Source organism: Dorea formicigenerans, assembly GCF_025150245.1.
Lineage (GTDB): Bacteria > Bacillota > Clostridia > Lachnospirales > Lachnospiraceae > Dorea > Dorea formicigenerans.
In genome coordinates, this window is sequence record NZ_CP102279.1 from 1064160 (window position 1) to 1083648 (window position 19489).

19 protein-coding genes are annotated in these 19489 nt (G+C 38.5%); 15 read left to right on the forward strand and 4 right to left on the reverse strand.

Features of this window, described 5'->3' with window-relative positions:
- Positions 1 to 134 precede the first annotated feature (134 nt).
- The 5 genes from NQ560_RS05325 (at position 135) to tsf (ending at position 6223) form a co-directional block, all read left to right on the forward strand.
- Complete coding sequence (locus NQ560_RS05325) at positions 135 to 1268, forward strand: coiled-coil domain-containing protein (RefSeq protein ID WP_005335675.1); 1134 nt, start codon at positions 135 to 137, stop codon at positions 1266 to 1268.
- A gap of 238 nt (positions 1269 to 1506) precedes the next feature.
- Entirely contained in the window at positions 1507 to 2604 is a 1098-nt protein-coding gene (locus tag NQ560_RS05330; protein ID WP_040015723.1) for a coiled-coil domain-containing protein, read from the forward strand.
- Between the two features lie 361 nt (positions 2605 to 2965).
- Positions 2966 to 4249 carry a C40 family peptidase gene (locus tag NQ560_RS05335; RefSeq protein WP_005335677.1) on the forward strand — a complete coding sequence of 428 codons (1284 nt, stop codon included), beginning with the start codon at positions 2966 to 2968 and terminating at the stop codon, positions 4247 to 4249.
- A gap of 238 nt (positions 4250 to 4487) precedes the next feature.
- Complete coding sequence (gene rpsB / locus NQ560_RS05340; protein WP_022278765.1) at positions 4488 to 5237, forward strand: 30S ribosomal protein S2; 750 nt, start codon at positions 4488 to 4490, stop codon at positions 5235 to 5237.
- Positions 5238 to 5287: 50 nt separating this feature from the next.
- The gene (gene tsf / locus NQ560_RS05345) at positions 5288 to 6223 is read left to right on the forward strand and encodes a translation elongation factor Ts (protein ID WP_005335680.1); all 936 of its coding nucleotides are present in this window, start codon (positions 5288 to 5290) and stop codon (positions 6221 to 6223) included.
- A gap of 74 nt (positions 6224 to 6297) precedes the next feature.
- Here tsf and NQ560_RS15870 read toward each other — a convergent pair whose 3' ends face one another.
- Positions 6298 to 6462: a group II intron maturase-specific domain-containing protein gene (locus NQ560_RS15870; protein WP_154253351.1), complete on the reverse strand. Its 165-nt coding sequence runs from the start codon at positions 6460 to 6462 to the stop codon at positions 6298 to 6300.
- 92 nt (positions 6463 to 6554) lie between these two features.
- Here NQ560_RS15870 and NQ560_RS05350 point away from each other — a divergent pair, with 92 nt between their 5' ends.
- Both NQ560_RS05350 and NQ560_RS05355 read left to right on the forward strand, forming a co-directional pair.
- Entirely contained in the window at positions 6555 to 7025 is a 471-nt protein-coding gene (locus NQ560_RS05350) for a GNAT family N-acetyltransferase (RefSeq protein ID WP_015554185.1), read from the forward strand.
- Positions 7026 to 7074: 49 nt separating this feature from the next.
- The gene (locus NQ560_RS05355; protein ID WP_005335687.1) at positions 7075 to 7326 is read left to right on the forward strand and encodes a hypothetical protein; all 252 of its coding nucleotides are present in this window, start codon (positions 7075 to 7077) and stop codon (positions 7324 to 7326) included.
- Between the two features lie 50 nt (positions 7327 to 7376).
- Here NQ560_RS05355 and NQ560_RS05360 read toward each other — a convergent pair whose 3' ends face one another.
- On the reverse strand, positions 7377 to 7685 hold the full coding sequence (locus tag NQ560_RS05360) for a hypothetical protein (RefSeq protein WP_006426016.1): 309 nt from the start codon (positions 7683 to 7685) through the stop codon (positions 7377 to 7379).
- Between the two features lie 113 nt (positions 7686 to 7798).
- Here NQ560_RS05360 and NQ560_RS05365 point away from each other — a divergent pair, with 113 nt between their 5' ends.
- On the forward strand, positions 7799 to 8014 hold the full coding sequence (locus tag NQ560_RS05365; protein ID WP_005335690.1) for a helix-turn-helix domain-containing protein: 216 nt from the start codon (positions 7799 to 7801) through the stop codon (positions 8012 to 8014).
- A gap of 192 nt (positions 8015 to 8206) precedes the next feature.
- On the opposite strand, the gene NQ560_RS05370 is transcribed toward NQ560_RS05365, so the two are convergent.
- Positions 8207 to 8890: a helix-turn-helix domain-containing protein gene (locus NQ560_RS05370; RefSeq protein WP_015554186.1), complete on the reverse strand. Its 684-nt coding sequence runs from the start codon at positions 8888 to 8890 to the stop codon at positions 8207 to 8209.
- Positions 8891 to 9139: 249 nt separating this feature from the next.
- Between NQ560_RS05370 and NQ560_RS05375 the strand changes: the two genes are divergently transcribed.
- The 4 genes from NQ560_RS05375 (at position 9140) to NQ560_RS05390 (ending at position 12165) form a co-directional block, all read left to right on the forward strand.
- Complete coding sequence (locus NQ560_RS05375) at positions 9140 to 9469, forward strand: hypothetical protein (protein WP_005335695.1); 330 nt, start codon at positions 9140 to 9142, stop codon at positions 9467 to 9469.
- A gap of 58 nt (positions 9470 to 9527) precedes the next feature.
- Positions 9528 to 10637, forward strand: a complete 1110-nt coding sequence (locus tag NQ560_RS05380; protein WP_006857463.1) for a replication initiation factor domain-containing protein — start codon at positions 9528 to 9530, stop codon at positions 10635 to 10637.
- Positions 10638 to 10641: 4 nt separating this feature from the next.
- A complete protein-coding gene (locus NQ560_RS15740; RefSeq protein ID WP_080543107.1) occupies positions 10642 to 10821 on the forward strand; it encodes a helix-turn-helix domain-containing protein in 180 nt (59 codons plus the stop codon).
- A gap of 105 nt (positions 10822 to 10926) precedes the next feature.
- Positions 10927 to 12165, forward strand: coding sequence for a tyrosine-type recombinase/integrase (locus NQ560_RS05390; RefSeq protein WP_005330087.1), 1239 nt, complete (start codon positions 10927 to 10929; stop codon positions 12163 to 12165).
- 306 nt (positions 12166 to 12471) lie between these two features.
- Here NQ560_RS05390 and NQ560_RS05395 read toward each other — a convergent pair whose 3' ends face one another.
- Positions 12472 to 13335: an AraC family transcriptional regulator gene (locus NQ560_RS05395; protein ID WP_040015190.1), complete on the reverse strand. Its 864-nt coding sequence runs from the start codon at positions 13333 to 13335 to the stop codon at positions 12472 to 12474.
- A 200-nt stretch (positions 13336 to 13535) separates the two neighbouring features.
- On the opposite strand from NQ560_RS05395, the gene NQ560_RS05400 reads away from it, so the two are divergent.
- The 3 genes from NQ560_RS05400 (at position 13536) to NQ560_RS05410 (ending at position 19292) form a co-directional block, all read left to right on the forward strand.
- The gene (locus NQ560_RS05400; RefSeq protein ID WP_040015191.1) at positions 13536 to 16574 is read left to right on the forward strand and encodes a glycoside hydrolase family 2 TIM barrel-domain containing protein; all 3039 of its coding nucleotides are present in this window, start codon (positions 13536 to 13538) and stop codon (positions 16572 to 16574) included.
- Between the two features lie 169 nt (positions 16575 to 16743).
- Complete coding sequence (locus NQ560_RS05405; protein ID WP_005330099.1) at positions 16744 to 18141, forward strand: MFS transporter; 1398 nt, start codon at positions 16744 to 16746, stop codon at positions 18139 to 18141.
- 350 nt (positions 18142 to 18491) lie between these two features.
- The gene (locus NQ560_RS05410) at positions 18492 to 19292 is read left to right on the forward strand and encodes a helix-turn-helix transcriptional regulator (RefSeq protein ID WP_040015192.1); all 801 of its coding nucleotides are present in this window, start codon (positions 18492 to 18494) and stop codon (positions 19290 to 19292) included.
- The last annotated feature ends 197 nt before the right edge of the window (positions 19293 to 19489 follow it).

The window sequence follows — 19489 nt, forward strand, 5'->3', positions numbered from 1 at the left end:
ATGGCTTGACTGGTCCAAATGTTACAAAAATGTTAAAAAATATTGCAAATATGTACTGACTCATGTATAATAACACCTAGATGTAGTAGCAAAACTATATAAAATTGTATACATTTGAGTGAGGAAGTTTTTATATGAATAAATTTGGAAGAAGAATACTGGCAGCATTAATTACGAGCAGTTTAGTAGTCACACCGGTTTTGGCAGCACCTTCAGTAGATGATCTTCAGAAGAGTAAGGCATCAGCGCAAAGTGAAGTAAACTCACTTCAGTCACAGCTTCAGAGTATTGTAAGTAAGATTACTCAATTGGAAGCTGATCTTACAACAAAGGGTGAAGAGATTATTCAGGCGCAGGCAGATCTGGAACAGGCGCAGGAAGACGAGAAGACACAGTATGCGGCTATGAAGCTTCGTATCAAGTATATGTATGAGGCTGGTGATGCAACAGCGCTTGAATCACTGGTAAGCTCAGAAGATTTTTCAGATCTGTTAAGTAAAGCTGAGTATGTTCAAAGTGTACATGGATATGATCGCGACAAGCTGGAAGAATATGTTGCAACTAAGCAGAAGATTGCTGATCTGAAGGATCAGCTTGAGACAGAGCAGTCACAGCTTGAGAGCATGCAGACAGAATATGAGACAGAAGAGTCTAATCTGACAACTCTGATTGATTCAAAACAGGCAGAAGTAGCAGATCTTGATTCACAGATTCAGGAAGCGGCAGAGAAGGCGGCGAAAGAAGAGGAAGAGCGTCAGAAGAAAGCAGAAGAGGAAAGACAGAAACAACTTCAGGCAGCATCTCAGAATAGTACAACAACGAATAGTAATTCTGGCAACTCCAATAGTTCAAGCAGCTCCAATAGTAATAAAGGCAACAGCAGCTCGAATTCAAGCAGTTCCAGTAACAAAGGAAACAGCAGTTCATCATCAAGCAGCAGTTCTGGTAGTTACGTATCCGGAAGTACAGTATCCCGTGCATATTCAGCACTTGGAAAACCGTATGTATGGGGAGCGGCAGGACCGAATTCTTTCGATTGTTCCGGACTTGTAAGTTTCTGTCTGACAGGAAGATATTCACATACATATAGCTCCAGTGATTTCGTTGGATTGACTAAGGTAAGTAATCCACAGCCAGGAGATATTTGTGTAAGAGTTGGGCATGTAGGTGTTTATATAGGTGGAGGTCAGATGATTCATGCACCACACACAGGAGATGTAGTGAAAATATCTGCAGTACCATCTAATATGTGGTACGTTCGTCCATAAAGTATATAAGAAAATGAATAATTTAATGCCAGTTCTTTTTTGAAAGGACTGGCATTTGTCATATACAAGAGCATATCTAGACATCTTTGATGGAATTGTATCTGAAATGGTAAAAAAATGAACACAAAATGATAAAGATTGCGTCAAATTTGTAGCGGGTTGCGTAAACTATGAAAAATGTGTATAATAACGATGGGGCGTTTTCGAAAGAAAAATAATTAAAAGAGGGAAGATGAATATGAACAAAATAGGTAAGAGAATTCTGGCGGCGGCAGTTGCCAGTTCTGTACTTGTGACACCGGTTTTTGCAGATCCATCTGTTGACGATTTGAAAAAGAGCAAAGAGTCCGCACAGAATGAAGTAAGTTCACTCCAGACCCAGCTTAATACAGTAGTGGGAAAGATTACGGAGCTGGAGTCTCAACTTAGCAGTAAAGGTGAAGAGATTATTCAGGCACAGTCAGATCTGGAAGATGCCGAGGCAGAAGAACAGAAACAGTATGCAGATATGAAGGTTCGTATTAAGTATATGTACGAAGCTGGTGATCAGAGTGCTGTAGAAAGCTTAGTTGGTTCAGAGGATTTCTCTGATATGGTCAACAAAGCGGAATATGTAAGTAATGTACATAATTACGACAGACAGAAATTACAGGAGTACGTAGAGACAAAGCAGAAGATTTCTGATCTGAAAGATCAATTGGAAGAAGAACAGTCACAGCTTGAAAGTATGCAGACAGAGTATGAGTCACAGGAGTCGAAACTTGATAACCTGATCGCATCTAAGCAGGCAGAGGTGTCTGATCTGGATCAGCAGATCGAAGAAGCTGAGCGTAAGGCGGCGGAAGAAGAGCTGAAGAGACAGCAGGAAGAAGCAGCAAGACAGGCAGCGGCAGCAGAAGCAGCAAGACAGCAGGCTGCATCGAACAGGAATAATTCTTCCAGCTCATCAAGCAATAGCTCAAGTAATAGCAATAAGGGAAATAGTTCCAATAAAGGAACAAGCAACAATGCTCCAAGTTATGTATCAGGAGACGCAGTGTCCCGTGCAAAATCTGCACTTGGAAAACCGTATGTATGGGGAGCGACAGGACCGAATTCCTTTGACTGTTCAGGTCTTGTAGGTTTCTGCCTGACAGGTAGATATTCACGTTCCTGCACATCAGCGTCATTGAATGCCCTTCCGACAGTGAGTAACCCACAGCCTGGAGATGTGTGTGTAAGATCCGGACACTGTGGAATTTACATTGGAAATGGTCAGATGATCCATGCACCACATACAGGTGATGTAGTAAAAGTAGCAAGCGTCCCATCTAATATGAGAATCGTACGTCCTTAATAAAAGAATATTGAATTTATTTGCCAGGATTTCTTTTGAATCCTGGCATTTTTAATATCATGATGCCAGTGGGAGTGCAAAGCACGGAACAATCCGTAGGCATCATAGTTGGGGCTTTTGACCCCAACATCTTTAGGAAATTACAATTTCCATGATATAAAAACTCCGAGGCATTCTTGAATTGAGTCATATTTAAACCATAGGTGAGTCACATTTGAAAATGTCTGAAAAAAACAATCTCATTATTGATAATTCAGTAAAATTATTGTATTCTGAACGTATAAGGCAAATGAGGAGTATAACATTCGGGCGGGGGAGAAACCTGAATGTAAAAGGGTAATTAATAAGGAAGGGTGAGAGAATGAAAGTACGAGTTGTTCGGGCGCTTATTGCCTCTGCTGCAGTGAGCACTTTATTTGTTACGACAGCGTTTGTAACACCAGTATTTGCGGAACCGGAGAATCGGGTGAAAGCACTGGAAAATCAGAAAAGTGAGGTTGAGGCACAGGCAGATAGTATCAATTCCCAGTTGGTTTCATTGTTGGTCAGCTATAAGGCGCTACAACAAGACATTGAGAATCAGCAGGTGAGAATTGGTGAGGTTGGACAAGACCTTGCAGTTGCGCAAGAGAATGAGCAAAAGCAATATGAAGATATGAAGCTTCGTATAAAATATATGTATGAAAATGGTGATGCATCATTTGCAGAGGCTATTCTGACTGCAACATCCTATTCGGATTTAGTCAATAAGTCTGAGTATGTCGAGAAAGTTCATGGTTATGACCGAAACAAACTAATGGAATATGTGCAGACAAAAGAAGAAGTTGCGAATTTGAAAACAGAACTTGAAGGCGAACAGGCAGATATGGAAGTCATGGCGCAGGAGATGAGTTCACAACAGACAAATTTAGAATCAACTTTAACCCAGATGCGTGCCCAGATCGCAGATTTTGACAGCCAGCTTGCAAGTGCGCAGGCAGAGGCAGATGCAAAAGTAACAAGAATGCAGGAAGAGCAGCAAATAGCTCAGAGTAAGAGTGAAAATCAGACGGGAAATGTTTCATCGGCTAATCAGGTGGGTTCAGCAGCCAATACAGGCACGACAAAACCATCCGGAGGAAATACAACACCGTCAACGGGGAATACAACGACGCCATCGACTGGAAATGTAAGTACGACAACACCGTCAACCGGAAATACAGGTACGGCCACACCAACGACCGGAAATACAGGGACAACGACAAAGCCGTCAACAGGAAATTCTTCTAATACAAGCAAGCCGGGCAATGCATCTGCTGGACAGAAGATTGCCAACAAAGGCTGTGAATACATAGGGAATCCGTATGTATATGGAGGAAACAGTCTGACGAATGGAATTGACTGTTCTGGGTTTGTGCAGCAGATTCATGCAAAATTTGGAATATCTACACCGAGAAATTCCACATCACTTCGTTATGGCGGAAAAGCTGTAGCTGTTTCAGATATGATGCCGGGAGATGTGGTCTGTTATGAGGGGCATGTCGCAATTTATATTGGTGGAGGACAGATTGTACATGCTTCCAACAGTAAACCTTATCCGGCAGGTGGAATAAAAACGTCCAACGCATATTACAGAACGATTGTTGCTGTAAGACGTTACTGGTAGTAAAAATTACGGATATTGTAAAAATGTAAAAATATAAAATATAAAATATAAAATATGCAAAAATCCGATATGATGTTTTTGAAAAACCCTTGCATTCGCAAGGGTTTTATGATATCATTTTAAGGTCGCAAAAAAGCACGCACATGGCTGTCTGAGACGGTGCCAGTCAAAAGAAAGAGACTGGTTTCAAGGACGTATACCGGTGCGGAAGTAAAAAAACCAATTGGAGGAAAGAAACATGAGCGTTATTTCAATGAAGCAGCTTTTAGAAGCAGGTGTTCACTTTGGACATCAGACAAGAAGATGGAACCCTAAGATGGCTCCTTACATCTACACAGAGAGAAATGGTATCTATATCATCGACTTACAGAAATCTGTAGGAAAAGTTGATGAGGCTTACTATGCAGTATCTGATATTGCAGCACAGGGCGGAACAATCCTTTTCGTAGGAACAAAGAAACAGGCTCAGGATGCAATCAAAGTAGAAGCAGAGCGCTGCGGAATGTATTATGTAAATGAGAGATGGCTTGGAGGAATGCTTACAAACTTCAAGACAATCAAGAGCAGAATTGCCCGTCTCAAAGAGATCGAGAGAATGTCTGAGGATGGAACATTTGATGTACTGCCTAAGAAAGAAGTTATCCAGATCAAAAAAGAGTGGGAGAAACTTGAGAAGAACCTTGGCGGAATCAAAGAGATGAAGAAAATCCCGGATGCTATCTTCGTAGTAGATCCTAAGAAAGAGAGAATCTGTGTTCAGGAGGCTCACACACTTGGAATTCCACTTATCGGTATCGCTGATACAAACTGTGATCCAGAAGAGCTTGATTATGTTATCCCAGGAAATGACGATGCAATCCGTGCAGTAAAACTGATCGTTTCTAAGATGGCAGATGCTGTTATCGAAGCTAATCAGGGAGAGGCTGGCGCTGACGTATACGAGGAAGCTGAAGCAGCTGAAGAAGTAGCAGAGGCAACAGAAGAGTAAGAACCAGATAATATTGATTAATTACATTAATTAATTGGAGGACAAAAAAGATGGCAGTTACAGCTAGTATGGTAAAAGAATTAAGAGAGATGACCGGAGCAGGAATGATGGACTGCAAAAAGGCACTTTCTGCAACAGATGGTGATTTTGACAAAGCTATTGAATTCCTTCGTGAGAAGGGACTTGCTACTGCTGAGAAGAAAGCAGGAAGAATTGCCGCTGAAGGACTTGTAGCAACAACTATCAAAGATGGTGATAAAGTTGCAGCAATCGTAGAAGTTAATGCTGAGACAGACTTCGTAGCAAAGAATGAAGTATTCCGGACATTTGTTAAAGAAGTTGTTGAGCAGGCAGCAGACACAGATGCAGCTGATATCGATGCATTCAAGGCTGAGAAATGGGCACTTGATACATCTATGACAGTAGATGAGAAACTTGCAGCTATGATCGCTAAGATTGGTGAGAACATGAACATCAGAAGATTCGAGAAAATCGTATCTGAGGATGGAATCGTTGTATCTTATATCCACGCAGCAGGAAAGATCGGTGTTTTAGTAGAAGCTAAGACAGAGAGCAATGACGAGAGAGTTAAAGAGGCTCTTAAGAACGTTGCTATGCAGGTAGCAGCTCTGAATCCGAAGTATGTATCTACTGATGATGTACCGGAAGAGTACAAAGAGCACGAGAAAGAGATTCTTATCGCTCAGGCTAAGAATGATCCTAAGAATGCTAACAAGCCAGAGAACATCATCGAGAAGATGATTACTGGACGTCTTGCAAAAGAGCTCAAAGAGATCTGCCTGTTAGAGCAGGAGTATGTAAAAGCTGAGAACAAAGAGACAGTTGCTAAGTATCTTGAGATGGTATCCAAAGAAGTTGGAACACCTGTAGAGCTTAAGAGATTCGTTCGTTTCGAGACTGGTGAAGGTCTTGAGAAAAAGAATGAGGACTTTGCAGCAGAAGTTGCAGCTCAGATGGGAAACTAATTTATCAATCGCAAGACTGGTAAAAAGCAAATTAAATAGCGTATTTAAGCGGTTTCTGCCTATTTTGACAAGTGTTATGAACTACTGTAAAATCTCACAAAATATCGTGCTATTTTGGGTACAGATTGGGTAGGGTATTGGGTAAAGAAATTTACCCAACCTCTTAACGAGGAATTTACTTGTTGTTTAAAAATAGAAAGGGAACGCTGTGAGTGTTGAGGGTGTATTGCATTTTGCAATATGCCCTCAAATTTTTTAAAAAAATAATGTTAAAGATTGGGGAATATGCTAGAATAAGAGAAATAAACAAATTAGAATTTGAGGTGGAGATATGTATGAAATACGAAAAATACATAGCAATGAAGTAATGGAAGCCCTTGCTTTAGCATTAGAAGTGTTTTTACAATTTGAAGCACCGGACTATAAACCGGAGGGAATTGAAACATTCAAGCGAGATATAGTTGAAAATGATGAATTTATTTCAAAATGTCAACAAGGTATCTGCCCTATATATGCGGCGTTTGACAAGGGTAAAATGATTGGAATTATCGGTATGTATTCAAACAGGAAGCATATCAACTTAGCATTCACAAAGAAAGAATATCATCGTCAAGGTGTAGCTACTTCAATTTTTCAGTATCTTTTAGCAGATATTTTGAAAGATGCTCCAAAGTTGCACGAGATTACTTTAAATTCGTCACCATACGGTAAGCCATTTTATCTTCATATCGGATTTAAGCCACAATCAGACGAGCAAGAAATAGACGGGATTAGGTTTACCCCTATGAAGTACACAATCTGATAAACTTCAGTTTGTAAAATTGAAAAATGTGAATTTGGAGGATAATAGGATGTTAGAATTTAGATATGATACTCAACTTTTGATTGAAGGCGAAAATCTTGATGAAGATAAAATAAATGAATATTTCACAAATAATTTTAAAGGAGATTGCTTATTGGCGGTTGGAGATGAAGAATTGATTAAAATTCATTTTCATACAAATGAGCCATGGAAAGTGTTAGAATATTGTTCTCAAATCGGAGAAATCTATGATATTGTTATTGAAGATATGGATAGACAGGCGAGAGGGTTAAAGGGGTAAATTCCATATTATTGCAGACAGTTTTTTTATTGACTGTCTGCTTTTTCTTTTTAATTATAATTGATAGTGGTACTATAAAATGGTTCATATCCATTGCGAAAAGACCATTTAGAGTGATACAGATTGATTGTAAGAATAGTAGGAGTTCCGTTGATTTGATTATGTTCTGCTTCGATTTCCGCTATTACTTCATCTGTATTCCAGTATTGATATACAATAACTTGTAGTTCGGTATCACGATTAGCCCCATTGCTGAATGACATACTGTTAAATACAAGATAATCGGGCAAGCTAATGTAATAGAGAATGCCTGCAAGCAAGACTAGAATAATAGTGGCAAATAACAATTTCTTTTTCATTTTGATATACCTCTGTTTCTGTATAGTTATAGGGATAAGTATATAGTACCTCACTATATAGTGAATTACTACATAAAGATTTATTGAATATACTTTTATGTAGAGGTGAGGCAATGAAGTATGGACATTTGGAACTTCACATAGAGGAACTGCTGAAAGAAAAAGGAATTAGTAAGAATACCATTTGTAAGGAATTGGATATACCGAGGTCTAATTTTAATCGTTATTGCAGAAATGAATTTCAGAGATTAGACGCACAACTAATCTGTAAACTGTGCAGTTACTTGGAGTGTGGAATAGAAGAACTGATAGAGTATGTGAAAGAATGAGAGCCTGTCGGATTGAAGAAAATTCGTGCAGGCTTTTGTTGTGTCAAGAAAAAGAGAAAATGTAGTGAGGTCAAGGAACAAGGCGTAGCCGATACGCCGTAGGGCAGTCCTTGACGGAACGGACACAGCCAACAGCACCATGATACAGCAGAGGACTTGAAAGGTCGGAAACCTTGCAAGTCCTCTTGTCTGTTACTGGGCGTTATGCTTTAAGTAAAGTGCTTCTTTCTCCAGTTCCTTTTCAAATGCTTTTATGTGACCGTCTTGTATTCCGTTGTCGATATGAAAGCAGTCGTCAGTCTGTGAGTAGGAGAGCATGGTAACTTTCGGTTCATAGGTTGCTGTATCAATTCCATAATAGTAAATCGTGGCGGTTGTTAATACCATGTGAATGCTTTCAAAATCTCTTGTAAAAATTGTATGCCTGTCGGAATAAAAGAAATCAGACGGGCATTCATAGAATTGGGAACTATCCTCTTTCAAAAATAGTGGCAGTATGTGCATTGCATTTCCAGCACGATTGACAAGGACATAAAAGCGTGGAATGAGGGCGGCATATTGTGTCATCATGGCGATATATATATCATCTAAATCATCAAGAAGATACTCAGAGCAGGAGTTGTTATAAAAGACATATTGCAGGGCGTTATCGTTTTGACTTGTATGTTCCATAGGCACATTTTGTCCGTAAAGCCAACGCAAATCTACATCTAAGGAGTCGGCGATCAGTTCCATTTTATCGGCTTTGGGGTTGTATTGTCCCGAAAGATAGGAACTAAACGCCCCTTTGCTGATACCTGTATCTTTGACTATATCTACTTGTTTTTTATTTTTTGCTTTCATGGCAAATTTAATCCGTTCTGCGATTGTATTCATCTGAAAACCCTCTCTTTCCATATCTCGTTATAACTTTTCATATCTTATCGTCTAAGGACACTATACCACAAGTTCAGAAAAAAGAAAATAAAAAGTTTATAAAAAACTAAACTTCCTATTGCAAAACAAATATGTCTGTGCTAATATACAATTAAGTTCAGAAATAACTGAACCACAAACGACGTCGTAATAAGAAATTGAAAATATGAGAAACTGACCTATCGGTTCAACGGGGAGAAAGGAACGTGTATGCAGATTACATTGACAAAAGAACAGGTAAAAGAAGCATTTGGAGAACTTCGTTTCATGGGTGCGGATAACTGTTACCGCTATGATAAAGACAGTAAGAAGAAAACAGAGGAAGTGGAAGCCTTAAAACTTCATCTTGGAAGCATGAAGCTTGGGAACAGCGTGGATATTCGCTTGGAAGCAACGGAACTTCCGAAGATTGAGCCTTATGCGGTGGTGGAACTGGAAGAACCAGTATATGCCCCTTATGTGCAGAGAGGAAACTTTCCTGTATTAGTGGAGAAGATTACCTGTAAGGGTATCCGCCCTGTTGCAAACAAAAATATGTAGGCGGTCAAAGTTCCTGTCCTCGTTCTGACGTACCAAACGGCAGGTTGAGGGCAGGGCAATGGCAACGCCATTGCAGATAGGAGGTATGGTAAATTTGGAAGAAAGAAGCGGAAGTTTTCTTCCAGAACTCCCCTACACTAACAGGGGAGTAATACGACAGAAAGAAGCATTAAGTGCCTTGATAGACTGGTGTCAGATAACGATTAAGGAAGTTCCGTTAGAAGCAGTTATAGAAGATGTACTGAGAATACCTTTGGAACTTATGACCGTAACGGGTTATGAAAAGGGGATTGCAGGACATGAGGTTGTGGCAATCTTCGATAATATCAAGGTGCTAAAGCCGACAGGAAATGCACAGTATCAAGGCTTTCAGATTTTAATGAGTGGGAAAGGCTGTCGCAACTATGAGAATTTTTTACAACTCAATGAGGAAACATGGTTTGATTTCTTGAACAGAGTTTGCCAGTATCATATCAATGTTCCTCGGATTGATTTGGCGATAGATGATAGAAAACCTTATTTGAGTATTCCCGATTTGATTGTACGGACAAAAGAGGGATTGCTTTCCACAAAACTAAGGGAGATAGATTTTCACGACTCGGGAGAACTGAAAGAAGAAGTGTTTCAGAGTAAAGGTGGTAGTCTTTATCTCGGCAGTTCAGCCAGCAATTTGAGATTGGTATTTTATGAAAAAGGATATGAACAGAATAAAAAATATGGAACAGAATTAGACGAAAATTGGAATAGATATGAGTTGAGATTTCGGCAGGAAATGGCAGTTAGCGTAGTACAGGAATTATTGAGATATAGAGATGTGGCAGGACTGGCAATGGAAGTATTGAACAGCAAAATACGATTTTTAGAAAAGCCGACAGACAGCATGACAACACGAAAAAGGCTTTACCCAACCTATCAAGCGTGGGCGGAACTGATGAAAGATATAGGTAAGGTTAAACTTACCATGCAACCACAGAAGAAAAGTTTACAAAAGGTGTGGGAATGGTTAGAAAAGTATGTTGCTCCGTCTTTGAAACTGTTTGCAGAGGTTGGAAAGATAGAGAAAAGGGATTATATCGGTAATCTTGTAGCAAATGGAGAAATGAATATCACACAGAAACAGTTGTATGATGATTACATAAAAGCAAGAAGATTAGAGGAAAGGGGATAATCGTATAGAAAAAGCATTATTAAATTTAAAGGAAGTAAGTGAGTATCTTGGACTTGGAGAAACAAAGACAAGAGAACTCTTGAAAAGTAGAAACTGTCCGTTTTCCATGAAGATTGGGTATCGGTGGTATGCGAACAGAAGATTATTAGACACATGGCTAGAGCAACAAGCAAAAAGTTATTGAAGTTCTGATTGAAAAGGAGGCGAACTTATAGTAGTATATGGTTAAAATCACAGAAGTTCCCTTTTTATTTATCAAAATATTTGATTGATAGAAAGGGTAGAGATTATGGGTAAAGATTTAAAAGGAAAAGAATTAGGAACAGGTTTACGTCAAAGAAAGGACGGTAGATACGAAGCAAGAGCAAAGATAAACGGAATAGACATTAACTTGTATGATGTTGATTTGAAGAAATTAAAAATATTGTTTGAAAAGGCAAAAGAAGAAGCAAGAAATAATATTGATATGAAACGTCAGAAAATAACGCTGAATGAATGGTTTGAGGAATGGTTTGCAAATTATAAAATTCCTAATATCAAGGAAACAAGCGTGTTTCCTATGCGTAGCAAATATTATAATACATTTGGAAAAGCAATAGGGAATATGAAAGTGACAGATATACGGAACTTGGATATTCAACGTGTCATTAACGATATGAATAAGCAGGGGAGAGCGTCTTCCAGTATGCGAGATGCTTTAGGCAGAGTTCGGGAGTGTTTGGAGTCTGCAAAGAATAATCGTATTATAGACATCAATCCATGTTTTGAAATCAATGTACCTTGGGAAAATAAAACAGCAGAAAGACGTTTCTTATCAATGGCAGAGCAAACAAGGTTTTTGCAGGAAGTAGAGCATAACTGGTATAAAGAGATGTTTTACATTATGTTTCTGACGGGTATGCGAATTGGGGAAGTCGGTGGTCTGAAATGGGAAGATATAGACTGGAATAAGAAATGTATTAACATTCAAAGGTCTTTATCCTGTCAATATGAAAATGGAGTAAAGACTATGCGACTAACAAAGCCTAAAACACATAATTCATACAGAAGTATTCCGTTTATGGCAGAAACAGAAGAAATTCTGTTATCTCAAAAAGAAAAACAGAACAGGCAGAAAAAAGCCTATGGAAATCGTTGGCGTTCAAGTGGAGAATTTGATAACTTGGTGTTTACCACTTCTTTAGGAAGTCCAGTTATTCGGAATGTAGCAGAAAAAGAAATTAAGAAAGTAGTAAAAGCAATCAATTTTCAAGAAGCAATAGAAGCGGTAAAGGAAAACAGAGAGCCGATAGAATTTAAAGACCTTTATCCTCATGCAATCCGACATACATTTTGTAGCAGGTGCTTTGAAAAAGGAATGGACGCTAAAGTAGTGCAAATGCTAATGGGACATCAGCATTACAGTACAACGATTGACATATATACTCATGTGACAGAAACAAAATTTGAAGAAGAAATAGCAAAGTTTGGTAGCGTGAGTGAAAAACAGAAAGTTCAGAAAAATAAAAACTCTACCCAGTGTGCATAAAAGAGTACCCAACATAGCAAAATAAGAGAAATTTGCTTTCAACGGGAATGAAAAGTTTCTACCCAAAGGGAAATTGGGTAAAATGGAAGAGCAGAATTGAGGAAAGCGTAGAAAGCCTTATAAAATGGGCATTTGAGAAAACAGTAAATAAAAGTTGGCAAAACAGATGAACGCATAATCTTACAGTTCGCATAAGAATTTGAACCGTATTATTATCATGTAAATCAACGAAAAACCTTGAATTTCCTATGAAAAATGGGATAATTCAAGGTTTTTTTGCGTTTAGTTTTTATGACATTATAGATTTCATAACTTATTTCTTATTTTTCGGTATTCTCTTGGTGAATATCCTTTCAGCTTGTGAAAAAGCCGGCTGAAATAAAGCTGGTTATCATATCCGACAATCTTAGAAATTTCATTGATGGAATAAGTTGTTGTTTCAAGTAACATCTGAGCATTGTTGATACGGATTCCCACAATGAATTGCATTGGTGTAGAACCGGTATATTTTTTGAAATTTCGGATAAACCAGCTGACACTCATGCCTCGTGAGGCAGCATAATCATCAATATTGATATTTTGATTGTAGTTTTCACTGAAAAAGGTAACAGCATTATCCATCTCATGATCAAGATATTCATTTTTTAATATGTGCTCTCTTGTCAGTTCCCGGTGGAAACTAATCAGAAGATGACGTAGCAAAAGGACAAGCATTTCCTCATAATTATCTTGACAGCGTTGGAGCTCGATAATGATACGTTTGAAAATTTGTTCATATTCATTAGATGTACCCACTTGAAAGACACGTTCTTTATCCAGAAACCCATATTGACGTAAGATATTTTTCACATTGCTTCCTGTGAAGTGAATCCAGTATACTTCTGTCTTATCTTCTCCGTAATATTCATATTTCTGAAGTTCTTTCGGTCTGTACAGTACAATGTTGCCGGCTGGAACAATCGTTTCGTTATTTACATTATCAAAATGAAAATGCCCACAACCAGCAGTGATATAGATAATCTGATAATCCAGACGACCCTTTGGGCGGTAGGTAGGAAGTTTGGGATGTCTGGAAAGACGGTAAGTACCACAGCTACCTACAATCAGCGGACGACTTTTGTCTTTGAAATCCATATGTGAGTGGTTCAAATAACCGGTGTTCAAATACATAGGACAGCACCTCTTTTCGCACTTTTTATCATTGTATCATTTAGTGCATATTTTGTCTAATCCAATTCATAGACATATTTTGCGGATTAGGATAAGCTATATATAGAATAACTAAGGAACGTAAACAAAAAAGTAAAGTATAAGGTTTGCTTTAGGGAAACAAAGAACAAAAAAGTATATGTATTGGAGGAGAGCTATTTATGATCGTACCACGTTATTATGAAAATCTGAGCGTACTGCACGAAAACACAATGCCAGCCAGATCCTATTATATTCCGGCATCCAAAAGAATGGATAACTTGGTGGAACACAGAGAAGAATCAGATCGTATGCAGTTATTGAATGGAACTTGGAAATTCCAGTATTTTAACAGCATCTATGACATTCAGGATTCTTTCTTTGCGAAGAATTATGATACAGAAAATTTTGATGAGATTCAGGTTCCAAGTGTATGGCAGATGGCAGGATATGATACACACCAGTATACAAACATCCGGTATCCGTTTCCGTTTGATCCACCATATGTGCCACAGGATATTCCGTGTGGAGCTTATGTACATAATTTTGAGTACAGCAGAGATGAGAAAGCATCAAAAGCTTTTTTGAACTTTGAAGGAGTAGACAGCTGCTTTTATGTATGGATCAATGGCTCTTACATAGGATACAGCCAGGTTTCACATATGACCAGTGAGTTTGATGTTACCGATGTACTTCAGGATGGAACGAATACGGTGGCAGTGTTGGTAATGAAATGGTGTGATGGTTCCTATTTGGAAGATCAGGACAAATTCCGTATGAGTGGTATTTTCCGGGATGTGTACATTTTGAAACGCCCAAAACAGGCAATCAGTGATTATCATATTAAAACAAGAATTGAGGATATGCTTGCGAAAGTAGAAATTGAAATGAAATTCTACTCTCCCTTAAATGTAAAAATTTCGATTGAAGATAGAAACGGAGCAGTTGTAGCACTAGGAAGTATTGCTGAAGAAGGAACAGCTGTATTAGAAATCGCAAGTCCGGAACTTTGGAATACAGAAAATCCATATCTATATAAACTGATTCTTGAAACAGAGAATGAAGTAATTGTAGATCACATTGCATTAAGAAAGATAGAGATTAAAGACCAGGTCATTTACCTAAATGGACAGAAGATTAAATTCCGTGGTGTCAATCGACATGATTCCGATCCGGTTACTGGATTTACAATCAGTCTGGAACAACTCACAACCGATCTTACGTTAATGAAGCAGCATAATTTTAATGCGATCCGTTCCAGCCACTATCCGAACGCACCATTTTTCTATGAAATGTGTGACAAGTATGGATTCATGGTGATAGATGAAGCAGATATTGAAGCTCATGGTCCATTTATGATCTACAGAAAAGAAGACACCGATTACAATCGGTTCAAACGATGGAATGAGAAGATTGCAGATGATCCGGTATGGGAAGAGGCAATCGTTGATCGAGTAAAACTCATGGTGGAACGTGATAAAAACCGTTTCTGTATTGTTATGTGGTCAATGGGAAATGAGAGTGCTTATGGCTGCAACTTTGAAAAAGCACTGGAATGGACAAAGAATTTTGATCCAGACCGTATCACACAATATGAGAGTGCAAGATACCGTAATTATGATGAAACATATGATTACAGCAATCTGGATGTGTACAGCCGGATGTATCCGGCGCTTTCCGAAATTCAGGAATATCTGGATAAAGATGGAAGCAAACCCTTCCTTTTGGTAGAGTACTGTCACAGTATGGGAAACGGACCTGGAGATTTTGAAGATTACTTCCAGATGATTCAGGATAATAATAAAATGTGCGGCGGCTTTGTCTGGGAATGGTGCGACCATGCGATTGCTCATGGAACTGCTGAGAATGGAAAGACTATATATGCTTATGGGGGCGACCATGGCGAAGAAATTCATGATGGCAACTTCTGTATGGATGGATTAGTATATCCGGACAGAACGGTACATACAGGACTTTTGGAATACAAGAATGTTTATCGCCCGGCAAGGGTTATTTCCTATGACAAAGAAAGCGGAGAACTGGTGCTTCATAACTACATGGATTTTGATGACTTGAAAGATTATGTGAAGATCAGTTATGAACTGACGCAGGACGGGCTTGTAATCAGCAAAGGTAAACTTCCAGAAGTTTCAGCAGCACCACACAGTGAAGGAAAAATAAACCTTAAAGTCAATGTGCCAGAGAGTGGAAAATGTTATTTAAAATTTATTTACCATCTGAAAAAGGAATTGCCACTGTTGGATGAAGACCATATTCTTGGATTCGATGAAATTGAGGTAAGCAAAGACGGTGCAAAATGTAAACTTGCTGAGAAATGGCTACAAAAAACAGCAGTGGACTCTGAGTTACAGGTAAATGAAAATGATACACAGATCCATATCAAGGGGCGTGAATTTGCTTATACCATAGACAAACGTACTGCACTCTTTACAGAGATGAAATTTGCAGGGCGGGAATACTTGAACCATCCAATGGAATTAAATATTTGGAGAGCTCCAACAGATAACGATATGTACATCAAGTCTGAATGGAAGAAAGCCCATTATGATAAAGCTTATACAAGAGCTTACACGACAGAGGTCGTGCAGGGAAAGCATGGTGTGAAAATTACAAGCCATGCATCCATTGTGGCAGAGACAGTACAGAAGATTCTTGATGTGACGATTACATGGAAAATAGAAGCTGCTGGAAAGATTGATGCAGATATTGAAGTAACAAAAGATGATGAATTCCCGGACCTGCCAAGATTTGGTGTGAGGATGTTCCTGGATAAAAAACTTTCAGCTGCACGATACTTTGGAATGGGACCACAGGAAAGCTATTGTGACAAACATCAGGCTGCGAGCCACGGTTTGTATCAGGCAAATGTAGACGATTTGCATGAGGATTATATTCGCCCACAGGAAAATGGAAGCCATTATGATTGTGAATATGTAGAGCTTAACAACAGTCGATATGGAATTGTGGTCTCTGCGGAAAATGCCTTCTCATTCAATGCTTCTTATTATACGCAGGAAGAACTTGGGAAGAAAACGCATAATTATGAATTGACAGAATCAGATAGTGTAGTATTTTGCGTTGACTACGCATTAAATGGCATTGGTTCTAATAGTTGTGGTCCAGTTGTATTGAATCAGTACCGATTTGATGATGTATTATTCCGGTTCCAGTTTACGCTGATACCGTATGTAAAGGGATAATAAAGTTTCATGTAACTCGTAAACAAAGAAGGATAATCTGATTGCAATGTAAAGTCCGGATATACAGAGCAATCAGACAAAAACAGAGAAAAAACTAGAATTAGACATCATACTCTGTTAGACATCTTGAAATTCTAAGTGCGATGAAGATGAGGAGCAAAGAAATTCGATGGAAGAAAAAAAGTATTTGAAATGGTATAACAAAATTGGATATGGATCAGGCGATATTGCAGGTAATGTAGTCTATGCGTTCCTGACATCTTTTATGATGGTCTATTTGACGGACTCAGTAGGACTTGCTGCAGGTGTCGTAGGTAGCCTGATTGCCGTATCAAAACTATTTGATGGTTTTACGGATATATTTTTTGGATCAATGATTGACAAAACACACAGTAAAATGGGAAAAGCGAAACCCTGGATGCTATATGGATATATTGGTTGTGCCATTACGCTGATCTGCTGTTTTGCAGTACCAGTCAGCTTGGGAACAACGGCTAAATATGCATGGTTCTTTATCTCTTACACACTGTTAAATGGTGTGTTTTATACAGCAAACAATATTGCTTATTCAGCACTTACGTCACTGATTACAAAGAACAGCAAAGAGCGTGTGCAGATGGGATCTTACCGTTTTATTTTTGCGTTTTCAACAAGTCTTCTGATTCAGGCAATTACAGTTGGATTTGTAGATAAATGTGGTGGAGATGCTGCAGCATGGAGAACGGTTGCTATTATCTATGCAATCATTGGTCTTGTCGTAAATACGATTTCAGCACTTTCTGTTAAGGAACTTCCTGAGGAAGAACTTAACGAAGGAGAAGTAAAGGATGATAATGAAAAGTACGGAATGGTACAGGCATTCAAGCTTCTTGTTAAAAACAAATATTACATGATGATTTGTGGAACATATATTTTACAGCAGTTATATGGTGCCATGATTGGAGCTGGCATTTATTACATGACATGGGTACTGAAAAATAAGAATTTGTTTGGACAATTTGCATGGGCAGTAAATATTCCACTGATTATTGCCCTGATTTTCACACCGACATTAGTTGGTAAGTGGAAAGGTATGTATAAACTGAACTTAAGAGGTTATGTCTTAGCAGTCATCGGTAGAGCACTTGTTGTTGTTGCAGGATATATGGGCAGTGTTCCGCTGATGATGGCATTTACAGCTCTTGCAGCCTTAGGTCAGGGACCATGGCAGGGAGATATGAATGCAGTTATCGCATCCTGTTCTGAATACACTTATCTTACACAGGGAAAGAGAATTGACGGAACGATGTACTCTTGTACTTCTCTTGGCGTAAAAATCGGTGGAGGTATTGGAACCGCTGTTGTTGGATGGCTGCTTGAGTTCAGTGGATATATCGGAACAAGTGCAACTCAGCCGCAGTCTGCACTTGATATGATGCAGTTTATGTATCTTTGGCTTCCGTTAATCTTTGATGTATTGATTATGTTTGTACTTTCAAGAATGAATGTAGAAGATGCAAATAAAAAACTGAAAGCAGAAAAAGGAATTGCTGCAGATGAAATAACAGATGCATCAGACATAAATTAGAATTGACAGGAGAAAGCGTTGTCTGGTCGTTGCTCGATGAGACAGTGCTTTTTCTATATATAAAGTGATTGAACTGTATTTTGAAAATAAAAAAGGACCACTTCATTTTTGTGAAATGGCCTTAAGAAAATATACAGTTTTCACAAAATAGTCCTTTTAGTATTTATACATGGTAAGGATGCTCAAAATATTCAGTGTAGAATACTAAAAGGTCATTCAGATATTTTTTTAGGTTGCTCATTTGCAATTCCTCCTTTCCTTATTTACAAGTTGATTATAAGATAGGTGTAAAAGAATTGCTTGCCAAATCGAAAGAAGATATAGACAAATGTTGCAAAGGGGAGTATTTCATGCAGTTAAAATATGTTGACACAAAAGAGGAGATCATAGCAATAAATAGGAAGTCAAAACATATTGAACCACATCTTCATAATGCACTGGAGATCGTTTGTGTAACAAGTGGAGCATTAGAACTTGGTGTCGGACAGGAACTATACCATATGGAAAAAGGAGATATAGGCTTTGTATTTCCAGATGTTATTCATCACTATCAGGTACTGACACCCGGTGTAAATAAAGCGACGTATCTGATTGCATCGCCATTTACGATAGTCAAATTTGCAGATATCATGCAATCCATGGCTCCTGAATACCCAATCATCAAAGCGGAAAAGGTTGAACCGGAGGTATATAGGGTTATAAATGCAATTTTAGAGACAGAACAGTCGGATATTACTGTTGCACAGGCATATCTTCAAATTGTGTTGGCACGCTGCATAGGAAAATTAAATTTGGTAGAAAAGAGTAGTGTGGGGAGCAATGATCTTATTTACCAGACAGTTTCCTATATATCAGCAAATTTTAAGAAGAAGTTTTCTCTGGAAGAGATGGCAAAAGATCTGGGGGTGAGCAAATATGTTTTATCCAGACTCTTTTCCAAAACATTCCATAGAAACTTTAATCAATATCTTAACGATGCAAGGCTGAACTATGCATGCCATCGTTTGGAAAATACGAGTGATTCTATTACAAACATTTGTCTGGATAGTGGATTTGAAAGTCAGAGAACATTTAACCGAGTATTTAAAGAAAGATATAAAATATCACCGAGTGATTATCGGAGTATTTGTGTGAAAGAGATGTTGTCATAAAAGGTTCTGTTGATAGAAATATTTACTTTGATTTCACAGTACTATGTATTTGATTTTCCTTATTGTTCTGTGCACTGTTAGGCGTGGCAGTGCTTCTGTGGATGTCCTGGCTGGTGCAAAGAGGAGCTGTGGCGTGAGGAGCAGTGGTGGAAAATTAGACTGGTATTCAGGTACAGGTATGTAGTATAATATACAGG

What these genes read in the sequence shown, in the direction of transcription:
- NQ560_RS05400 (WP_040015191.1), top strand. Translation starts at nt 13,536, where the DNA reads ATGATCGTACCACGTTATTATGAAAATCTGAGCGTACTGCACGAAAAC.
- NQ560_RS05410 (WP_040015192.1), top strand. Translation starts at nt 18,492, where the DNA reads ATGCAGTTAAAATATGTTGACACAAAAGAGGAGATCATAGCAATAAAT.
- NQ560_RS05395 (WP_040015190.1), bottom strand. Translation starts at nt 13,335, where the DNA reads ATGTATTTGAACACCGGTTATTTGAACCACTCACATATGGATTTCAAA.
- NQ560_RS05390 (WP_005330087.1), top strand. Translation starts at nt 10,927, where the DNA reads ATGGGTAAAGATTTAAAAGGAAAAGAATTAGGAACAGGTTTACGTCAA.
- NQ560_RS05350 (WP_015554185.1), top strand. Translation starts at nt 6,555, where the DNA reads ATGTATGAAATACGAAAAATACATAGCAATGAAGTAATGGAAGCCCTT.
- NQ560_RS05365 (WP_005335690.1), top strand. Translation starts at nt 7,799, where the DNA reads ATGAAGTATGGACATTTGGAACTTCACATAGAGGAACTGCTGAAAGAA.
- NQ560_RS05380 (WP_006857463.1), top strand. Translation starts at nt 9,528, where the DNA reads ATGGCAACGCCATTGCAGATAGGAGGTATGGTAAATTTGGAAGAAAGA.
- NQ560_RS05330 (WP_040015723.1), top strand. Translation starts at nt 1,507, where the DNA reads ATGAACAAAATAGGTAAGAGAATTCTGGCGGCGGCAGTTGCCAGTTCT.
- NQ560_RS05375 (WP_005335695.1), top strand. Translation starts at nt 9,140, where the DNA reads ATGCAGATTACATTGACAAAAGAACAGGTAAAAGAAGCATTTGGAGAA.
- NQ560_RS05355 (WP_005335687.1), top strand. Translation starts at nt 7,075, where the DNA reads ATGTTAGAATTTAGATATGATACTCAACTTTTGATTGAAGGCGAAAAT.
- NQ560_RS05325 (WP_005335675.1), top strand. Translation starts at nt 135, where the DNA reads ATGAATAAATTTGGAAGAAGAATACTGGCAGCATTAATTACGAGCAGT.
- rpsB (WP_022278765.1), top strand. Translation starts at nt 4,488, where the DNA reads ATGAGCGTTATTTCAATGAAGCAGCTTTTAGAAGCAGGTGTTCACTTT.
- NQ560_RS05335 (WP_005335677.1), top strand. Translation starts at nt 2,966, where the DNA reads ATGAAAGTACGAGTTGTTCGGGCGCTTATTGCCTCTGCTGCAGTGAGC.
- NQ560_RS05370 (WP_015554186.1), bottom strand. Translation starts at nt 8,890, where the DNA reads ATGAATACAATCGCAGAACGGATTAAATTTGCCATGAAAGCAAAAAAT.
- NQ560_RS05405 (WP_005330099.1), top strand. Translation starts at nt 16,744, where the DNA reads ATGGAAGAAAAAAAGTATTTGAAATGGTATAACAAAATTGGATATGGA.
- NQ560_RS05360 (WP_006426016.1), bottom strand. Translation starts at nt 7,685, where the DNA reads ATGAAAAAGAAATTGTTATTTGCCACTATTATTCTAGTCTTGCTTGCA.
- tsf (WP_005335680.1), top strand. Translation starts at nt 5,288, where the DNA reads ATGGCAGTTACAGCTAGTATGGTAAAAGAATTAAGAGAGATGACCGGA.